Source organism: Polynucleobacter sp. AP-Nickl1-40-C4 (genome assembly GCF_035012665.1).
Classification (GTDB): domain Bacteria; phylum Pseudomonadota; class Gammaproteobacteria; order Burkholderiales; family Burkholderiaceae; genus Polynucleobacter.
Genome location: NZ_JAYGQR010000005.1, coordinates 85,077 through 100,712, shown reverse-complemented (window position 1 = coordinate 100,712; position 15,636 = coordinate 85,077). Strand labels below are relative to the sequence as shown.

The window sequence follows — 15,636 nt, the reverse complement described above, 5'->3', positions numbered from 1 at the left end:
CTTCCAAGCTTAAATACGACGACGCTTAGGAGGACGGCAACCATTATGTGGAACTGGAGTTACGTCTTGAATCTCAGTGATCTTGATACCTAATGAGTTCAATGCACGAACTGCTGATTCACGACCTGGGCCTGGGCCTTTGATCTGAACTTCCAAGTTCTTGATGCCGCATTCAACAGCTGCTTTACCAGCAACTTCTGCAGCTACCTGAGCAGCAAAAGGTGTTGATTTACGTGAGCCCTTGAAACCCTGGCCGCCAGAAGTTGCCCATGAAAGCGCATTTCCTTGACGATCAGTGATCGTAATAATGGTGTTATTAAAAGAAGCGTGAACGTGTGCAATACCGTCAGCAACGTTCTTTTTAACCTTCTTACGAGCGCGCTGTGAAGCGGCGGAAGCGGATTGTTGTTTTGCCATGTCAATAAACTTTCTTGATTATTTCTTCAGTTGCACGCCAGACTTACGCGGGCCCTTACGGGTACGAGCGTTTGTCTTAGTACGTTGACCACGTACAGGCAAGCCCTTACGATGACGTACGCCACGGTAGCAACCTAAGTCCATCAAACGCTTGATGCTCATAGTTACTTCACGACGAAGGTCACCTTCAGTGATGAACTTACCTACTTCATCACGTAACTTTTCCAAGTCAGCGTCAGTAAGATCTTTAACTTTTTTATTGATTGCAACACCTGTGGTTTGACAAATTTTGTTAGCACGAGTTGTGCCAATGCCAAAAATAGCTGTTAAACCGATAACAGTATGTTGATGATTTGGGATGTTTACCCCAGCGATACGTGCCATGAGATTTCCTCTTAATTAACCAGATCAGCCTTGACGCTGCTTATGACGTGCGTCTGAAGAACAGATCACGCGAACAACGCGTTTGCGCTTAATGATCTTGCAATTTCTGCAAATACACTTAACGGATGCTAAAACTTTCATAACTCACCTCTAAAAAAATTGGTACTTCTTAATCTTTACTTCGCACGGAAAATGATTCTGGCGCGCGTTAGGTCGTAAGGAGTCATCTCCACCGTCACCTTGTCTCCCGGCAAAATACGGATGTAATGCATCCGCATCTTTCCGGAAATGTGCCCTAGAACCACATGTCCGTTTTCCAGCTTCACGCGAAACATCGCGTTCGGCAAATTCTCTACAACTTCTCCCGCCATCTGAATTACATCGTCTTTAGACATTCAGTTAAGCGCCCATCTTAAAGTTGGCTTTCTTCATCAAAGAGCCGTACTGCTGCTGCATCACGAATGACTGGACTTGAGCCATGAAATCCATTGCAACAACCACAATAATTAACAATGAAGTACCGCCGAAATAGAACGGCACGTTGTACTTCAATACTAAGAATTCTGGCAACAAGCAAACCAAAACCATATAAATTGCACCGGCCAAAGTTAAGCGCACCAAGATCTTATCGATATAACGCGCTGTTTGGTCGCCCGGACGAATACCAGGAACAAATGCGCCACTTTTCTTCAAGTTCTCAGCAGTTTCACGGCTGTTAAATACCAATGCGGTATAGAAGAAACAGAAGAAAATAATCGCTGCTGCGTACAAAATGGTGTACACAGGTTGACCGGGAGCTAAAGTCGCTGCTAAGTCTTTAATAATTCTGCTGAACATATTGGTTGGCTCACCTGATGTAAACCAGCCAGCAATCGTTGCGGGGAACAAAATAATCGATGAAGCAAAAATCGGAGGAATAACACCTGCCATGTTTAACTTCAATGGGAAGTAAGAAGATTGGCCGCCGTAAATCTTATTACCAACTTGACGCTTGGCGTAGTTCACCAAGATCCGGCGCTGACCACGCTCTACAAACACCACAAAATAAGTTACCGCTACTACGATCACAACGATCAAGAGAGCGGAAATAATATTCATTGAGCCAGTACGTACCAACTCTAACAAGCTTGCCAATGCATTTGGTAAACCAGAAACAATACCGCCAAAAATGATGATGGAGATGCCATTACCCAAGCCACGCTCAGTAATTTGCTCACCCAACCACATTAAGAACATTGTGCCTGTTACCAAAGTAACTACTGTATTCAATTCAAACATTAAACCTGGGTTTATAACTAAACCTGGTTGAGCCTGCAAAGCAACAGAAATACCTAATGCTTGGAATGTAGCCAAGAATACAGTGCCGTAGCGCGTGTACTGAGTAATCTTGCGTTGACCTGCTTGGCCTTCTTTTTTCAAAGACTCTAGAGAAGGCACAACAATCGTCATTAACTGCATGATGATCGATGCAGAAATGTACGGCATGATTCCCAAAGCAAAGACAGTGAAGCGAGATAAGGCGCCACCAGAGAACAAGTTGAACATTCCCAAGATGCCATCTTTTTGGCCAGAGAACAACTGTGCCAATTGATCTGGATCGATTCCAGGGACTGGAATATGGGCACCCAAACGGAACACGAGCAAAGCCAACACCAGGAAGACTAAGCGTTGGCGTAATTCGCCAAACTTACCACCTGTTGCTGCAGTGCTTGCGTTATTGGTAGGTGCTAATGCCATATCTACTAAAAGACCTATTAAACTAATTCAACCAATTTGCCGCCGGCTGCTTCGATAGCTGCTTTTGCGCCGGCAGTTGCTGTAATACCCTTGAGGGTTACAGCAATCTTGAGTTCGCCAGTCTTGATAACCTTAACTGCATTGATTTGCTCACCAGCAAAGCCGTGTGCCTTCAATACCAATAAGTCCACTTCTGGCAAATTGATTTTTGCTAAATCGTTCAATGTAATTTGACCAACGTGACGACGTGTCAAAGACACGAAACCGCGTTTTGGCAAACGACGATACATAGGCATCTGACCGCCTTCAAATCCAACCTTGTGGAAACCACCAGAACGGGATTTTTGACCTTTGTGACCACGGCCAGCAGTTTTACCAAGACCAGAACCAATGCCGCGTCCAACGCGACGACGGTTTTTCTTGGAGCCTTCTGCAGGTTTAATTGTGTTGAGTTGCATATTCTTCGCCTATTTACTTGCTAGTTATTAGCCAACGACTTTAACTAGATAAGAAACTTTATTAATCATGCCGCGAACAGCTGGAGTGTCTTCCAATTCAGAAACTGAATTGATGCGACGAAGGCCTAAGCCTCGTACAGTTGCACGGTGGCTTTCGCGTGTACCGATCAAGCTGCGTACTAATTGCAGTTTGACTTTGGAGTTAGTTGTTGTCATTTGTAGATTCCTAATTTTTGGTCTTAGCCGAGAATCTCTTCAACTGACTTACCGCGCTTAGCAGCAATCTCAGCAGGAGTACTCATTTTGCTCAAACCATCAATGGTTGCACGAACCAAGTTGTATGGGTTTGTAGAGCCAAGTGACTTAGCAACCACGTTTGTTACGCCCATTACGTCGAAAATTGCGCGCATTGGGCCACCAGCGATAATTCCAGTACCGTCTTTAGCTGGAGAAATCAAAACGCGTGATGCGCCATGTTGGCCAGTAACAGTGTGCTGCAAAGTACCTTTACGCAAAGTTACCTTGATCATCTTGCGACGAGCTTCGTCCATTGCTTTTTGAACTGCAACTGGAACTTCTTTTGATTTGCCTTTACCCATGCCGATGCGGCCATCGCCATCGCCAACTACAGTGAGTGCAGCGAAGCCGAGAATACGACCACCCTTTACCACTTTAGTTACACGATTAACAGCAATCATCTTCTCGCGAAGACCATCATCACGCTCTTCGTTTTGCATCTTAGTTTGCATTTTTGCCATGTTTTTTCCTAAACCCTATTAGAACTTCAGGCCGGCTTCACGCGCAGCTTCAGCTAAGGCCTTAATACGGCCGTGGTAACGATGACCGGAGCGATCAAATGCAACATCAACAATGCCTGCCTTAACAGCACGCTCAGCAACTAACTTGCCGATTTGTTTTGCCGCTTCAGCGTTGCCGCCGTTTTTGATTGCTTGGCGCAAATCTTTTTCCATTGTTGAAGCAGCTGCTACAACTTTGGTTCCGCATGGGCTATAAACCTGGGCAGAAATATGAGTATTGCTACGGATAACTGTTAAGCGATTTGCCAAAGCTTCGGCAATGCGAATACGAGTCTGCCTAGCGCGTCTTTGTCTGGATTCGTCTTTATTCATTTTTTAATCTCGCTTACTTCTTCTTAGTTTCTTTCAGATGCACAACCTCATCCACGTAGCGAACGCCTTTGCCTTTGTATGGCTCTGGTGAACGGTATGCGCGAACTTCAGCTGCGACCTGGCCAACTTGCTGCTTGTTGGAACCTTTGATAATGATTTCAGTTTGAGTTGGAGTCTCAGCCTTCACACCCTTTGGCAGGTTGTAAATAATGTCGTGTGAGAAACCTAACTGCAATTTCAATGTTTCGCCTTGAGCAGCAGCACGATAACCAACACCTACCAAGCTGAGCTTGCGCTCAAAGCCAGCAGTTACGCCAACAACCATGTTGTTAACCAAAGCACGGGCTGTACCTGACTGTGCACCAGCTTCTGGTGAGTCGTTATTTAAAACAACTGTCAATACGCCATCTTCTTGTTTCAAACCAACAGAAGGATGCAAATTGTGTGTCAAAGTACCCAATGGGCCTTTAACAGTAACGTTTGCACCGTTGATGCTGATTTCAGCGCCCTTGGGAACTGTAATTGGTGATTTACCTACGCGGGACATATTTCGCTCCTTAAGCTACGTAGCAAATAACTTCGCCGCCCACGCCTGTTGCACGTGCTTTACGGTCTGTCATTACGCCTTGAGGGGTTGAAATAATTGCAATGCCCAAGCCATTCATTACCTCTGGAATGTCATGACGGCCTTTATAGATACGTAGACTTGGTGTTGATACACGGTCAATACGCTCAATAACAGGACGGCCTGCATAGTATTTGAGATCGATGTGGAGCACTGGCTTAGCTGCTTCACCTTTGATTTCAAAACTTTCGATATAGCCTTCATCTTGCAAAACTTTTGCGATGGCTACTTTTACTTTTGACGACGGCATCAAGACTACGGGTTTCTGCACTGCTTGCGCATTGCGGATCCTTGTCAACATGTCGGCGATTGGATCGCTGATACTCATGAGTTCTCCTAATTCTTTCGCCGCTTACCAGCTGGCCTTGGTTAAACCGGGGATTTCGCCACGGAAGGCGATTTCACGAATCTTGCTACGAGCCAAACCGAATTTACGGAATGTGCCACGTGGTCGACCGGTTAATGAACAACGATTTCTTTGACGAATCGGGCTTGCGTTACGTGGAAGTGCCTGTAGCTTCAAGCGAGCTTCATAGCGCTCTTCATCGCTGCGTGACTGATCAGCAATGATCGCTTTGAGTTCGGCACGCTTTACAGCGTACTTCTCTACAGTTTTTGCGCGCTTATTCTCGCGCTCAATTAGGGATAGTTTTGCCACGTTAGCCTCTTAATTGCGGAAAGGGAATTTGAATGCTGCCAACAAAGCTTTTGCTTCTTCGTCGGTTTTAGCAGTCGTCGTAATACTGATATTGAGACCGCGGAGGGCATCAATCTTGTCGTATTCGATTTCAGGGAAAATGATTTGTTCTTTAACGCCGATGTTGTAGTTACCACGGCCGTCAAATGCTTTACCAGAGATACCGCGGAAGTCACGTACTCGTGGCAATGCAACAGTAACGAAACGATCCAAGAATTCGTACATGCGTGCACCACGCAATGTCACCATGGCACCGATTGGGTAGCCTTGACGAATTTTGAAACCTGCAATCGCTTTTTTGGCTTTAGTTACAACTGACTTTTGGCCCGCAACTTTAGTTAAATCGCCAACTGCATTTTCGATAATTTTCTTATCGTTCACTGCATCACCCAAGCCCATGTTCAGGGTAACTTTGGTGATACGTGGAACTTCCATTACAGATTTGTAACCAAATTTGGCGATCAAATCTGCAACAACTTTAGCTTGATAGTGTTCTTGAAAACGTGTGCTCATAATTTCTCCGTGCCCCTTATGCGCTTAAAGTTGCGCCAGTGGTTTTGAGGAAACGCTGCTTTTTACCATCAACGAGTTTGATACCAACACGTGATGGCTTGCCGTTACCGTCAACCACAGCCACATTAGAAATGTGAACAGGCATCGTCTTGTCAATCATGCCGCCAGTAACACCGGCCGCTGGATTTGGCTTAACGCTCTTTTTATAAATGTTTACGCCTTCGATCACTAACTTGTTCTCGAGAACGGCTGTAACAGTTCCTTGCTTGCCCTTATCGCGACCAGTCAACAGAACTACGGAATCACCTTTACGAATCTTTTTCATATCAGCCTCTTAAATAACTTCGGGGGCGAGAGAAACGATCTTCATGAACTTTTCAGTACGCAACTCTCGCGTCACTGGTCCAAAGATACGTGTGCCAATTGGCTCTAACTTAGCGTTGAGCAATACCGCAGCGTTGCCATCGAACTTAATCAATGAACCATCTGGACGGCGAACACCCTTAGCAGTTCTCACTACTACGGCGTTATAAATGTCACCTTTTTTAACACGGCCACGTGGAGCAGCAGACTTAACGCTGACTTTGATGACATCACCGATACTGGCGTAACGACGCTTAGAGCCGCCCAATACCTTGATGCACAACACTTCACTGGCGCCTGTGTTATCGGCAACCTGTAATCTACTTTCGGTTTGTATCATTTCTAATCCCCAACTTATTGGCCAAAGGCAAACAGTCTTGGTTCCGTCTATGGGCTTTAACGAGAGTTAAAACCCGGAATTAATGAAAAACACTGCTTCTCCAATAAAACCAGAGAAGCCTTCTATTCTACTACGTAAAAAAGGGATTTGGGAAGAATCTTCACCAAAATCCCCAATATTTCTTTAAATACCCTTTGAAGCCTCAACCAAACGGGTCACAACCCAAGATTTAGTGCGTGAAATTGGCTTAGATTCAGCAATTTCAACGGTATCACCCATCTTGTATGTGCCAGCTTCGTCATGAGCGTGGTACTTTTTAGATTGGCCAACGTATTTACCAATCACTGGATGCTTAACTTGACGCTCAACCAACACCGTCACAGTTTTTTGCATTTTGTCGCTAACAACGCGTCCCACGAGGGTGCGGCGCAAGGGTTTAGATAATTCTGTCATATCCCTTTTTCCTTATTTCTGTGCAGTCTTTTGGGCGATAAAAGTCTTCACACGAGCGATGTCGCGCTTATTTTTACCCAATTGGCTGGTATTTGTGAGTTGCTGAGTGCCTTTTTGCATACGGAGCTTGAAACCGGTCTTTAGCAACTCGGTTAACTCTGCATTCAATGCATTCAGATCTTTTGAAGCTAATTCTGTATTTTTCATAATCTCTATCCCGATCAACCTAAGTGGCGAATCACGAAAGTGGTCTGTAAAGGCAACTTAGCAGCAGCAAGCTTGAAAGCTTCGCGCGCCAATTGCTCGTCAACACCGTCCATCTCGTAGAGCACTTTGCCTGGTTGAATTTCAGCTACGTAGTACTCTGGATTACCTTTACCGTTACCCATACGTACTTCAGCAGGTTTTTGTGAAATTGGCTTATCTGGGAAAATACGAATCCAAATACGGCCACCACGTTTAATGTGACGAGTCATTGCACGACGTGCTGACTCGATTTGACGAGCAGTCAAACGACCACGGCCAACGGCCTTCAATCCAAAGTCACCAAAGGCTACGGAACTACCACGTGTTGCCACGCCAGTGTTACGACCTTTTTGTTCCTTACGATACTTGCGACGCTTTGGTTGTAGCATGCTTACTCTCCTGACTTCTGCGTATCTGCGGCAGGTGTTTCAACCTTACGCACACGCTTTACTGCTGGCTTAGCAGCAACTAATGGCTTGTCTGTGCCAGCGGCTGGTTTACGAGCAGCTGTCTTGCTTGGGGCACGACGAGTTTTCTTTTCTTCGGCAGCTGGTTCAGCGGATGGAGCAGCTACTTGAGCTTCTGCACCACGACCCAATGTGTCGCCTTTGTATACCCAAACTTTTACACCAATGATGCCGTATGTTGTTTCAGCTTCTGATGTAGCGTAATCAATATCAGCCTTCAATGTATGAAGTGGAACGCGACCTTCGCGATACCATTCGCGACGAGCAATCTCAGCACCATTCAAACGACCTGATGACATGATCTTGATGCCTTGTGCGCCAAGGCGCATTGCATTTTGCATTGCACGCTTCATCGCACGACGGAACATGATACGTTTTTCGAGTTGCTGAGTAATTGAGTCAGCAATTAATTGCGCATCAACTTCTGGCTTACGAATTTCTTCAATGTTTACGTGGACTGGAACACCCATACGCTTTTGTAATTCGCGGCGGAGCACTTCAATATCTTCGCCTTTTTTACCGATTACAACGCCTGGACGTGAGCTATAGATAGTAATACGGGCATTCTTTGCAGGACGCTCAATCACAACCTTACTTACGGATGCATTCTTCAACTTCTTCTTGAGATAGATGCGGACATCTACGTCCTCTTTCAACATCTTCGCGAAGTCAGTATTGTTTGCATACCAACGTGATGTCCAATTCTTCGTTACCGCGAGTCGGAATCCGGTTGGGTTTATCTTTTGTCCCATATCTTTCCTTAGTTACTCAAGGTCACGGTAATGTGACATGTTTGTTTTTCAATTTGATTACCACGACCCTTGGCGCGTGCTGTGAAGCGCTTCAAGGAAGTGCCTTTATCAACAATAATTGTTGAAACCTTGAGCTCATCAATATCAGCACCTTTATTGTGTTCAGCGTTGGCCACTGCAGACTCAACAACTTTTTTCACAATGAAGGCAGCTTTCTTGGGGCTGAAATTCAAAATGTTTAATGCGCGTGCAATTGGCAAACCACGAATTTGGTCTGCGACCAAACGTGTCTTTTGCGCAGAAATGCGGGCGCTCTTGTGAATAGCTTTAACTTCCATCATCATCCCCTTACTTCTTCGTTACTTTCTTGTCAGCAGCGTGACCTTTGAAAGTACGGGTCAAGGCAAATTCGCCTAACTTATGACCCACCATGTTTTCTGATACATAAACCGGAACGTGTTGACGACCGTTATGCACAGCAATCGTCAGACCAATGAAGTCTGGGAGGATTGTTGAACGGCGTGACCAAGTTTTGATCGGCTTTTTGTCTTTGTTGGCTTGTGCGACTTCAACCTTGTTTACCAAGCTGGCTTCGCAAAATGGGCCTTTTTTAGCTGAACGTGTCATATCTATTTTTCCTTAATCGCTTAACGCTTTTGACGACGTTGAACGATCATCGATGTTGTACGCTTGTTACGACGTGTACGATAACCTTTGGTTGGAGTGCCCCATGGAGATACTGGTACACGGCCTTCGCCAGTTTTACCTTCACCACCACCATGTGGGTGATCTACTGGGTTCATTGCCACACCGCGAACGGTTGGGCGAATACCACGCCAGCGATTTGCACCAGCTTTACCGATAACACGCAAGCTGTGCTCTTCGTTACCAACTTCACCAATAGTGGCGCGGCACTCAATCAGAACACGACGCACTTCGCCTGAGCGCAAACGCACTTGAGCGTATACGCCTTCACGGGCTAGCAACACCGCTGAACCACCGGCTGAGCGCGCTACTTGAGCACCCTTACCTGGCATGATTTCTACACAGTGAATTGTGCTACCAACAGGAATATTACGGATTGGCAAGTTATTGCCAGACTTAATTGGAGCCTCTGAACCACTCATCAAGGCTTGACCAACAGTCATTCCTTTAGCTGCCAGAATGTAGCGGCGCTCACCATCAGCAAACACGATCAATGCAATATTTGCACTACGGTTTGGATCGTATTCCAAGCGTTCAACTTTTGCTGGAATACCGTCTTTGTCATTGCGTTTGAAATCAACAACACGATAGTGATGCTTATGACCACCACCTTTATGACGGGTAGTGATGTGACCATTATTGTTACGACCCGCTTTTTGGAATTGTGGCTCTACCAACGCTGCAAAAGGTTTGCCCTTGTGCAGGTCAGGATTTACCACCTTGACCATTGAACGACGACCTGGTGAGGTCGGTTTTGTCTTCATCAAAGGCATGATTAATTCGCCTCCGCTTCAAAGTTAATTTCTTGACCTGGCTTCAAGCTTACGTAGGCCTTCTTAGTGTGGTCACGACGACCCTCAAAACGGCCATAGCGCTTAGGCTTACCCTTTTGATTCACGATCTGAACAGAGTCAACTTGCACTTTGAAGAGCAATTCAACTGCTTGTTTTACATCGAGCTTATTTGCGTCGCGAGCTACTTGGAAAACTACTTGTTCGTTTTTCTCTGCAACCATAGTGGCTTTTTCAGAGATAACCGGTCCAAGCAGAACCCTCATTAGATTGTGATCATTTTTACGGACTTGGCTCATTTCAGCAACTCCTCAATTTTTGCGATCGCAGCTTTGCTAACCAATACTTTTTTGTATTGGACCAAAGCTAACGGATCAGCGTGCTGTGGCTCACATACAGCAACTTTATGCAAGTTACGTGATGCCAAGTACAAATTCTCGCTAACCTGATCAACAATAATCAAGACTGAATCCAGGCCCATTGCTTTAACTTTGTCAGCTAAAACTTTAGTCTTTGGAGCGTCAAGAGAAAATTGATCAACAACATTCAAACGACCTTCGCGAGCTAACTGAGACAAAATAGATCTCATACCAGCGCGGTACATTTTCTTGTTTACTTTTTGGCTGAAATTCTCTTCTGGAGAATTCGGGAATATACGGCCACCTCCACGCCACAGCGGGGAAGAGCTCATACCAGCACGTGCACGACCAGTACCTTTTTGACGCCAAGGTTTCTTGGTTGTGTGCTTAACTTGCTCACGGTCTTTTTGTGCACGGTTACCGCTACGTGCATTAGCTTGGTAAGCCACTACAACTTGGTGTACCAATGCTTCGTTATATTCACGTTCGAATACTTCTGGTGAAGCTTGTACGCCTGCACCTAAAGTACCGTTGTCTTGGAGAAGCTTAAGTTCCATATTCGCTCTCCTTATTTCTTCTTCAACGGTGTTTTAACCGCTGGAGTAACAATAACTTTACCGCCTGGGGCACCTGGAATAGCGCCTTTAACCATGATCAGATTACGTTCTGAATCAATGCGTGCGATGACTAAATTTTGAACTGTACGTGTAACGTCACCCAAGTGACCGGTCATACGCTTACCAGGGAAAACACGACCTGGATCTTGCGCCATACCGATTGAGCCTGGTACGTTATGTGAACGTGAGTTACCGTGGGATGCACGACCAGAAGCGAAGTGATAACGCTTGATGGTACCTGCGTAGCCCTTACCGATAGACACGCCCTGTACGTCCACTTTTTGACCAGCAGTAAATGCAGTGTCAGCAGGAATTACTTGTCCTGGCGTCATTTCTGCGATTTTTGCTGCGTCTAATTGGAATTCGTTGAGGCCGTTACCTGCCATCACACCAGCTTTGGCGAAGTGACCAGCCATTGCCTTAGTAACGCGAGTAGCTCTACGTGTGCCATGTGCTAACTGGATAGCATCATAGCCATCAGTTGCCTGGGTCTTGATTTGAGCGATTCTGTTGTCGCTCACGTCAATTACGGTCACAGGGATTGAATCCCCTTCGTCCGTAAATAGACGGGTCATGCCGACCTTGCGGCCGATTAAGCCTAAGCTCATATTCATGCTCCACGCCGACTTCGATTGGTCGGCAAAATTAATTTAAGTGATTTACAAGTAAAAGTACTTCTAAATCAATAACTTACAACGTTTTTAGTGCTGATAAAACTAAGATTTTCGCCCAAATAATTAAGCGAAGCCTTAAATTCTATCCCGAAAACCCAGTCTTGACAAGCAAAAAGACCGGAAACATCAAATTACTGCAACTTAATTTCGACGTCCACACCTGCTGGGAGATCTAATTTCATCAAAGCATCTACAGTTTTCTCTGTAGGATCAACGATATCCATCAAACGGAGATGGGTGCGGATCTCTAACTGATCACGGGATGTCTTGTTCACGTGTGGTGAACGCAAGATATCAAAACGCTCAATACGGGTTGGCAAAGGTACTGGACCCTTAACAACTGCACCAGTACGCTTAGCTGTATCAACGATTTCAGCTGCAGACTGGTCGATTAAACGGTAATCAAATGCTTTAAGGCGAATACGAATTTTTTGGTTTTGCATATTAATTCCAAAGAGCGTTGTGGTGCTGCCACGTTATACATCTAAAGAGCTCGGTGACATCAGCAGCACTGATGTCACCGGTTAGCAAACCGCTAAATATTTTTATTAAAACTTACTACTTAAGCCAAAATCTTTGCAACCACGCCGGCGCCAACAGTACGGCCACCTTCACGGATCGCAAAACGTAAACCTTCTTCCATCGCGATTGGCGCGATGAGTTTTACGGTAATCGTGACGTTATCGCCAGGCATGACCATTTCTTTGTCTTTTGGCAACTCGATTGAACCAGTTACGTCCGTTGTGCGGAAGTAAAACTGTGGACGATAGTTGTTAAAGAATGGTGTATGACGACCACCTTCGTCTTTACCCAAGATGTACACCTCGGCTGTAAAGTGAGTATGTGGGGTGATTGAACCTGGCTTAGCCAATACTTGGCCGCGCTCAACTTCTTCACGTTTTGTACCGCGTAACAAGATACCAACGTTATCGCCTGCTTGACCTTGGTCGAGCAATTTACGGAACATTTCAACACCAGTACAAGTGGTCTTGAGTGTTGGCTTGATACCGATGATTTCGATCTCTTCGCCTACTTTAACGATACCGCGCTCGATACGACCAGTCACAACAGTACCGCGACCGGAGATAGAGAACACGTCTTCTACTGGCATCAAGAACGCGCCGTCAACAGCACGCTCTGGAGTTGGGATATAAGTATCTAATGCTTCAGCCAATTTCATGATGGCTTCTTTACCCAATGGGCCTTCGTCGCCTTCTAAAGCTAACTTAGCAGAACCTTGGATGATTGGTGTGTCATCGCCAGGGAAGTTGTACTTAGATAAAAGCTCACGAACTTCCATTTCAACGAGTTCTAACAATTCAGCGTCATCAACCATGTCGCATTTGTTCAAGAACACCACGATGTAAGGAACACCCACTTGGCGTGCCAAGAGGATGTGTTCACGAGTTTGTGGCATTGGGCCGTCAGCAGCAGAACAAACCAAAATAGCGCCGTCCATCTGAGCAGCACCAGTAATCATGTTCTTCACGTAGTCAGCATGTCCTGGGCAATCCACGTGTGCGTAGTGACGGTTTGCAGTCTCGTACTCAACGTGCGCAGTATTAATCGTAATACCACGTGCTTTTTCTTCAGGAGCAGCATCGATCTGATCATATGCTTTAGCTTCGCCACCGAATGCTTTAGAAAGCACGGTTGCAATTGCTGCTGTCAATGTAGTTTTACCGTGGTCAACGTGACCGATGGTGCCTACGTTTACGTGCGGTTTTGTCCGCTCGAATTTTTCTTTTGCCATTTTTGTCTGCCTTCTTTAGCTAGTCAATATTCAAAATTAATGTGGATAAATTACTTCGCTTTAGCAGCCATAACTGCTTCAGCAACGTTCTTCGGTGCTTCGGAATAATGCTTAAATTCCATGGTGTAAGTAGCGCGACCTTGGGTCAACGAGCGCAAGCCAGTTGAGTAACCAAACATCTCTGCCAATGGCACTTCAGCACGAACGATCTTGCCGCCGCCTGGAATGTCATCCATACCTTGCAAAATACCGCGACGGGATGAGAGATCACCCATTACGTTACCCATGAAATCTTCTGGTGTTTCTACTTCAACAGCCATCATCGGCTCAAGCAATACTGGTGCTGCTTTACGCATACCGTCTTTGAATGCCATAGAACCCGCCATCTTAAATGCGTTTTCATTGGAGTCAACGTCATGGTATGAACCGAAGAACAATGTTGCTTTGATATCTACAACTGGATAACCAGCCAAAATACCGGAGTTCAATGTTTCGATGATGCCTTTTTCAACTGCAGGGATGTATTCACGTGGAACTACACCGCCTTTAATTGCGTCAACGAATTCAAAACCTTTGCCTGGAGCTTGTGGCTCTAACTTCAATACCACGTGACCATATTGACCACGACCACCAGACTGCTTAACGAATTTACCTTCGATCTCTTCGCAAACCTTGCGAATCGTTTCGCGGTACGCAACTTGTGGCTTACCAACAGTTGCTTCAACGCTGAACTCACGCTTCATACGGTCAACCAGAATTTCTAAGTGGAGCTCGCCCATTCCAGAAATAATCGTTTGACCAGATTCTTCGTCAGTCTTAACACGGAAAGATGGATCTTCTTGTGCCAAGCGATTCAAAGCAAGGCCCATTTTTTCTTGGTCAGCTTTTGTCTTTGGCTCAACAGCTTGAGAAATCACTGGCTCTGGGAAGACCATGCGCTCCAAAATCACGATGCTGTCTGGATCACACAATGTTTCGCCAGTAGTTGCGTCTTTCAGACCAACCGCAGCAGCGATATCGCCTGCGTACACTTCTTTAATTTCTTCACGTTGGTTTGCATGCATCTGCAACAAACGACCAACACGCTCTTTCTTACCCTTAATTGGGTTGTAGATTGTGTCACCAGATTTCATTACACCTGAGTAAACGCGGAAGAAGATAAGCTGACCAACGAATGGGTCAGTCATGATCTTAAATGCTAACGCAGAGAACTTCTCAGCATCATCAGCTTTACGTGTTGTAGGAGTCCCATCTTCCAATTCGCAAGGAACTGGTGGAACATCCAATGGGGATGGCAACAACTCAACTACTGCATCCAACATCGCCTGAACGCCTTTGTTTTTGAAAGCTGTTCCGCACAACATTGGAACGATTTCATTAGCAATAGTGCGTTGACGCAATGCTTTTTTGATTTCTTCTTCGGTCAAGGCTTCGCCGCCGAGATACTTTTCCATCAATTCTTCTGAGCTTTCAGCAGCCGCCTCTAGCAACTTCTCGCGCCACTCTTCAGCAGATGCTTGCAATTCAGCAGGAATCTCTTCGTAAGTAAACTTCGTACCTTGTGAAGCCTCATCCCAATAGATGGCCTTCATTTTTACCAAGTCCACAACGCCCTTAAAGTTTTCTTCAGCGCCAATTGGAATTTGAATCAAGATAGGATTTGCTTTGAGGCGCATCTTCATTTGGTCGTAGACCTTGAAGAAGTTTGCGCCGGTACGGTCCATCTTGTTTACGAACGCTAAACGTGGAACCTGATATTTGTTAGCTTGACGCCAAACAGTTTCAGATTGTGGCTGTACACCACCTACCGCACAGTAAACCATGCAAGCACCATCCAATACGCGCATTGAACGCTCAACTTCAATAGTGAAGTCTACGTGTCCTGGGGTATCAATAATATTGATGCGATGCTCTGGGAAATTTCCAGCCATTCCCTTCCAGAACGTTGTAGTAGCAGCAGAAGTAATCGTGATACCACGCTCTTGCTCTTGCTCCATCCAGTCCATGGTTGCAGCGCCATCATGTACTTCACCAATCTTATGATTAACACCGGTGTAGAACAAAACGCGTTCTGTAGTTGTTGTCTTGCCTGCGTCAATGTGCGCAGAGATACCAATATTGCGGTATCTGTCGATGGGGGTTTTACGTGCCACTG

General features: G+C 45.6%; 28 protein-coding genes. All 28 read right to left on the bottom strand.

Translation table 11 applies throughout. The features are described from left to right. Window positions 1-9 precede the first annotated feature (9 nt). The 28 genes from rpsK to fusA all read right to left on the bottom strand — a co-directional run bounded on the left by rpsK (window position 10) and on the right by fusA (window position 15,634). On the bottom strand, window positions 10-417 hold the full coding sequence (rpsK, locus tag VC182_RS07210; RefSeq protein ID WP_011901923.1) for a 30S ribosomal protein S11: 408 nt from the start codon (window positions 415-417) through the stop codon (window positions 10-12). Between the two features lie 18 nt (window positions 418-435). Next, entirely contained in the window at window positions 436-801 is a 366-nt protein-coding gene (rpsM, locus tag VC182_RS07205; RefSeq protein ID WP_071464450.1) for a 30S ribosomal protein S13, read from the bottom strand. A gap of 24 nt (window positions 802-825) precedes the next feature. Further along, window positions 826-942, bottom strand: coding sequence for a 50S ribosomal protein L36 (gene rpmJ / locus VC182_RS07200; RefSeq protein WP_012357167.1), 117 nt, complete (start codon window positions 940-942; stop codon window positions 826-828). Window positions 943-977: 35 nt separating this feature from the next. Next, a complete protein-coding gene (gene infA / locus VC182_RS07195) occupies window positions 978-1,196 on the bottom strand; it encodes a translation initiation factor IF-1 (RefSeq protein ID WP_068320132.1) in 219 nt (72 codons plus the stop codon). 4 nt (window positions 1,197-1,200) lie between these two features. Next, window positions 1,201-2,538 (bottom strand): preprotein translocase subunit SecY, encoded by a 1,338-nt coding sequence (gene secY, locus VC182_RS07190; RefSeq protein ID WP_072582070.1) that lies wholly within the window; start codon window positions 2,536-2,538, stop codon window positions 1,201-1,203. A 17-nt stretch (window positions 2,539-2,555) separates the two neighbouring features. Beyond that, the gene (gene rplO, locus VC182_RS07185; protein ID WP_071464448.1) at window positions 2,556-2,996 is read right to left on the bottom strand and encodes a 50S ribosomal protein L15; all 441 of its coding nucleotides are present in this window, start codon (window positions 2,994-2,996) and stop codon (window positions 2,556-2,558) included. Between the two features lie 27 nt (window positions 2,997-3,023). Then, window positions 3,024-3,212 carry a 50S ribosomal protein L30 gene (gene rpmD, locus VC182_RS07180; protein ID WP_046329387.1) on the bottom strand — a complete coding sequence of 63 codons (189 nt, stop codon included), beginning with the start codon at window positions 3,210-3,212 and terminating at the stop codon, window positions 3,024-3,026. A 23-nt stretch (window positions 3,213-3,235) separates the two neighbouring features. Next, the gene (gene rpsE / locus VC182_RS07175) at window positions 3,236-3,754 is read right to left on the bottom strand and encodes a 30S ribosomal protein S5 (RefSeq protein ID WP_011901917.1); all 519 of its coding nucleotides are present in this window, start codon (window positions 3,752-3,754) and stop codon (window positions 3,236-3,238) included. An 18-nt stretch (window positions 3,755-3,772) separates the two neighbouring features. After that, window positions 3,773-4,126 (bottom strand): 50S ribosomal protein L18, encoded by a 354-nt coding sequence (gene rplR, locus VC182_RS07170; RefSeq protein ID WP_046329386.1) that lies wholly within the window; start codon window positions 4,124-4,126, stop codon window positions 3,773-3,775. Window positions 4,127-4,139: 13 nt separating this feature from the next. After that, window positions 4,140-4,673 carry a 50S ribosomal protein L6 gene (rplF, locus tag VC182_RS07165; protein ID WP_071464447.1) on the bottom strand — a complete coding sequence of 178 codons (534 nt, stop codon included), beginning with the start codon at window positions 4,671-4,673 and terminating at the stop codon, window positions 4,140-4,142. 10 nt (window positions 4,674-4,683) lie between these two features. Continuing rightward, window positions 4,684-5,079: a 30S ribosomal protein S8 gene (gene rpsH / locus VC182_RS07160; protein WP_011901914.1), complete on the bottom strand. Its 396-nt coding sequence runs from the start codon at window positions 5,077-5,079 to the stop codon at window positions 4,684-4,686. Between the two features lie 24 nt (window positions 5,080-5,103). After that, entirely contained in the window at window positions 5,104-5,409 is a 306-nt protein-coding gene (rpsN, locus tag VC182_RS07155) for a 30S ribosomal protein S14 (protein WP_011901913.1), read from the bottom strand. 9 nt (window positions 5,410-5,418) lie between these two features. Continuing rightward, window positions 5,419-5,961 carry a 50S ribosomal protein L5 gene (rplE, locus tag VC182_RS07150; RefSeq protein WP_323484937.1) on the bottom strand — a complete coding sequence of 181 codons (543 nt, stop codon included), beginning with the start codon at window positions 5,959-5,961 and terminating at the stop codon, window positions 5,419-5,421. A 16-nt stretch (window positions 5,962-5,977) separates the two neighbouring features. After that, window positions 5,978-6,286, bottom strand: coding sequence for a 50S ribosomal protein L24 (gene rplX / locus VC182_RS07145; RefSeq protein WP_011901911.1), 309 nt, complete (start codon window positions 6,284-6,286; stop codon window positions 5,978-5,980). Between the two features lie 9 nt (window positions 6,287-6,295). Then, a complete protein-coding gene (rplN, locus tag VC182_RS07140) occupies window positions 6,296-6,664 on the bottom strand; it encodes a 50S ribosomal protein L14 (protein WP_072582069.1) in 369 nt (122 codons plus the stop codon). Window positions 6,665-6,847: 183 nt separating this feature from the next. Continuing rightward, the gene (rpsQ, locus tag VC182_RS07135) at window positions 6,848-7,117 is read right to left on the bottom strand and encodes a 30S ribosomal protein S17 (RefSeq protein WP_011901909.1); all 270 of its coding nucleotides are present in this window, start codon (window positions 7,115-7,117) and stop codon (window positions 6,848-6,850) included. Window positions 7,118-7,129: 12 nt separating this feature from the next. Then, window positions 7,130-7,324: a 50S ribosomal protein L29 gene (gene rpmC, locus VC182_RS07130; protein ID WP_068320118.1), complete on the bottom strand. Its 195-nt coding sequence runs from the start codon at window positions 7,322-7,324 to the stop codon at window positions 7,130-7,132. Window positions 7,325-7,338: 14 nt separating this feature from the next. Next, a complete protein-coding gene (gene rplP / locus VC182_RS07125) occupies window positions 7,339-7,752 on the bottom strand; it encodes a 50S ribosomal protein L16 (protein WP_011901907.1) in 414 nt (137 codons plus the stop codon). A 2-nt stretch (window positions 7,753-7,754) separates the two neighbouring features. Further along, window positions 7,755-8,582 carry a 30S ribosomal protein S3 gene (gene rpsC / locus VC182_RS07120; protein WP_072582068.1) on the bottom strand — a complete coding sequence of 276 codons (828 nt, stop codon included), beginning with the start codon at window positions 8,580-8,582 and terminating at the stop codon, window positions 7,755-7,757. Between the two features lie 8 nt (window positions 8,583-8,590). After that, the gene (gene rplV, locus VC182_RS07115) at window positions 8,591-8,923 is read right to left on the bottom strand and encodes a 50S ribosomal protein L22 (RefSeq protein WP_202816811.1); all 333 of its coding nucleotides are present in this window, start codon (window positions 8,921-8,923) and stop codon (window positions 8,591-8,593) included. A gap of 7 nt (window positions 8,924-8,930) precedes the next feature. Further along, window positions 8,931-9,209 carry a 30S ribosomal protein S19 gene (gene rpsS / locus VC182_RS07110; RefSeq protein WP_046329379.1) on the bottom strand — a complete coding sequence of 93 codons (279 nt, stop codon included), beginning with the start codon at window positions 9,207-9,209 and terminating at the stop codon, window positions 8,931-8,933. Between the two features lie 20 nt (window positions 9,210-9,229). Further along, complete coding sequence (gene rplB / locus VC182_RS07105) at window positions 9,230-10,060, bottom strand: 50S ribosomal protein L2 (RefSeq protein ID WP_215321274.1); 831 nt, start codon at window positions 10,058-10,060, stop codon at window positions 9,230-9,232. A 2-nt stretch (window positions 10,061-10,062) separates the two neighbouring features. Beyond that, entirely contained in the window at window positions 10,063-10,377 is a 315-nt protein-coding gene (rplW, locus tag VC182_RS07100; RefSeq protein ID WP_072582065.1) for a 50S ribosomal protein L23, read from the bottom strand. Next, the gene (rplD, locus tag VC182_RS07095) at window positions 10,374-10,994 is read right to left on the bottom strand and encodes a 50S ribosomal protein L4 (RefSeq protein WP_011901901.1); all 621 of its coding nucleotides are present in this window, start codon (window positions 10,992-10,994) and stop codon (window positions 10,374-10,376) included. The genes rplW and rplD overlap by 4 nt, the downstream gene beginning before the upstream one ends. An 11-nt stretch (window positions 10,995-11,005) precedes the next feature. After that, window positions 11,006-11,662: a 50S ribosomal protein L3 gene (gene rplC / locus VC182_RS07090; RefSeq protein WP_072582122.1), complete on the bottom strand. Its 657-nt coding sequence runs from the start codon at window positions 11,660-11,662 to the stop codon at window positions 11,006-11,008. A gap of 197 nt (window positions 11,663-11,859) precedes the next feature. Next, on the bottom strand, window positions 11,860-12,171 hold the full coding sequence (rpsJ, locus tag VC182_RS07085; RefSeq protein ID WP_011901899.1) for a 30S ribosomal protein S10: 312 nt from the start codon (window positions 12,169-12,171) through the stop codon (window positions 11,860-11,862). A 119-nt stretch (window positions 12,172-12,290) separates the two neighbouring features. Continuing rightward, entirely contained in the window at window positions 12,291-13,481 is a 1,191-nt protein-coding gene (gene tuf / locus VC182_RS07080) for an elongation factor Tu (RefSeq protein WP_071464430.1), read from the bottom strand. Window positions 13,482-13,531: 50 nt separating this feature from the next. Further along, on the bottom strand, window positions 13,532-15,634 hold the full coding sequence (gene fusA, locus VC182_RS07075) for an elongation factor G (RefSeq protein WP_323484936.1): 2,103 nt from the start codon (window positions 15,632-15,634) through the stop codon (window positions 13,532-13,534). Window positions 15,635-15,636 lie beyond the last annotated feature (2 nt).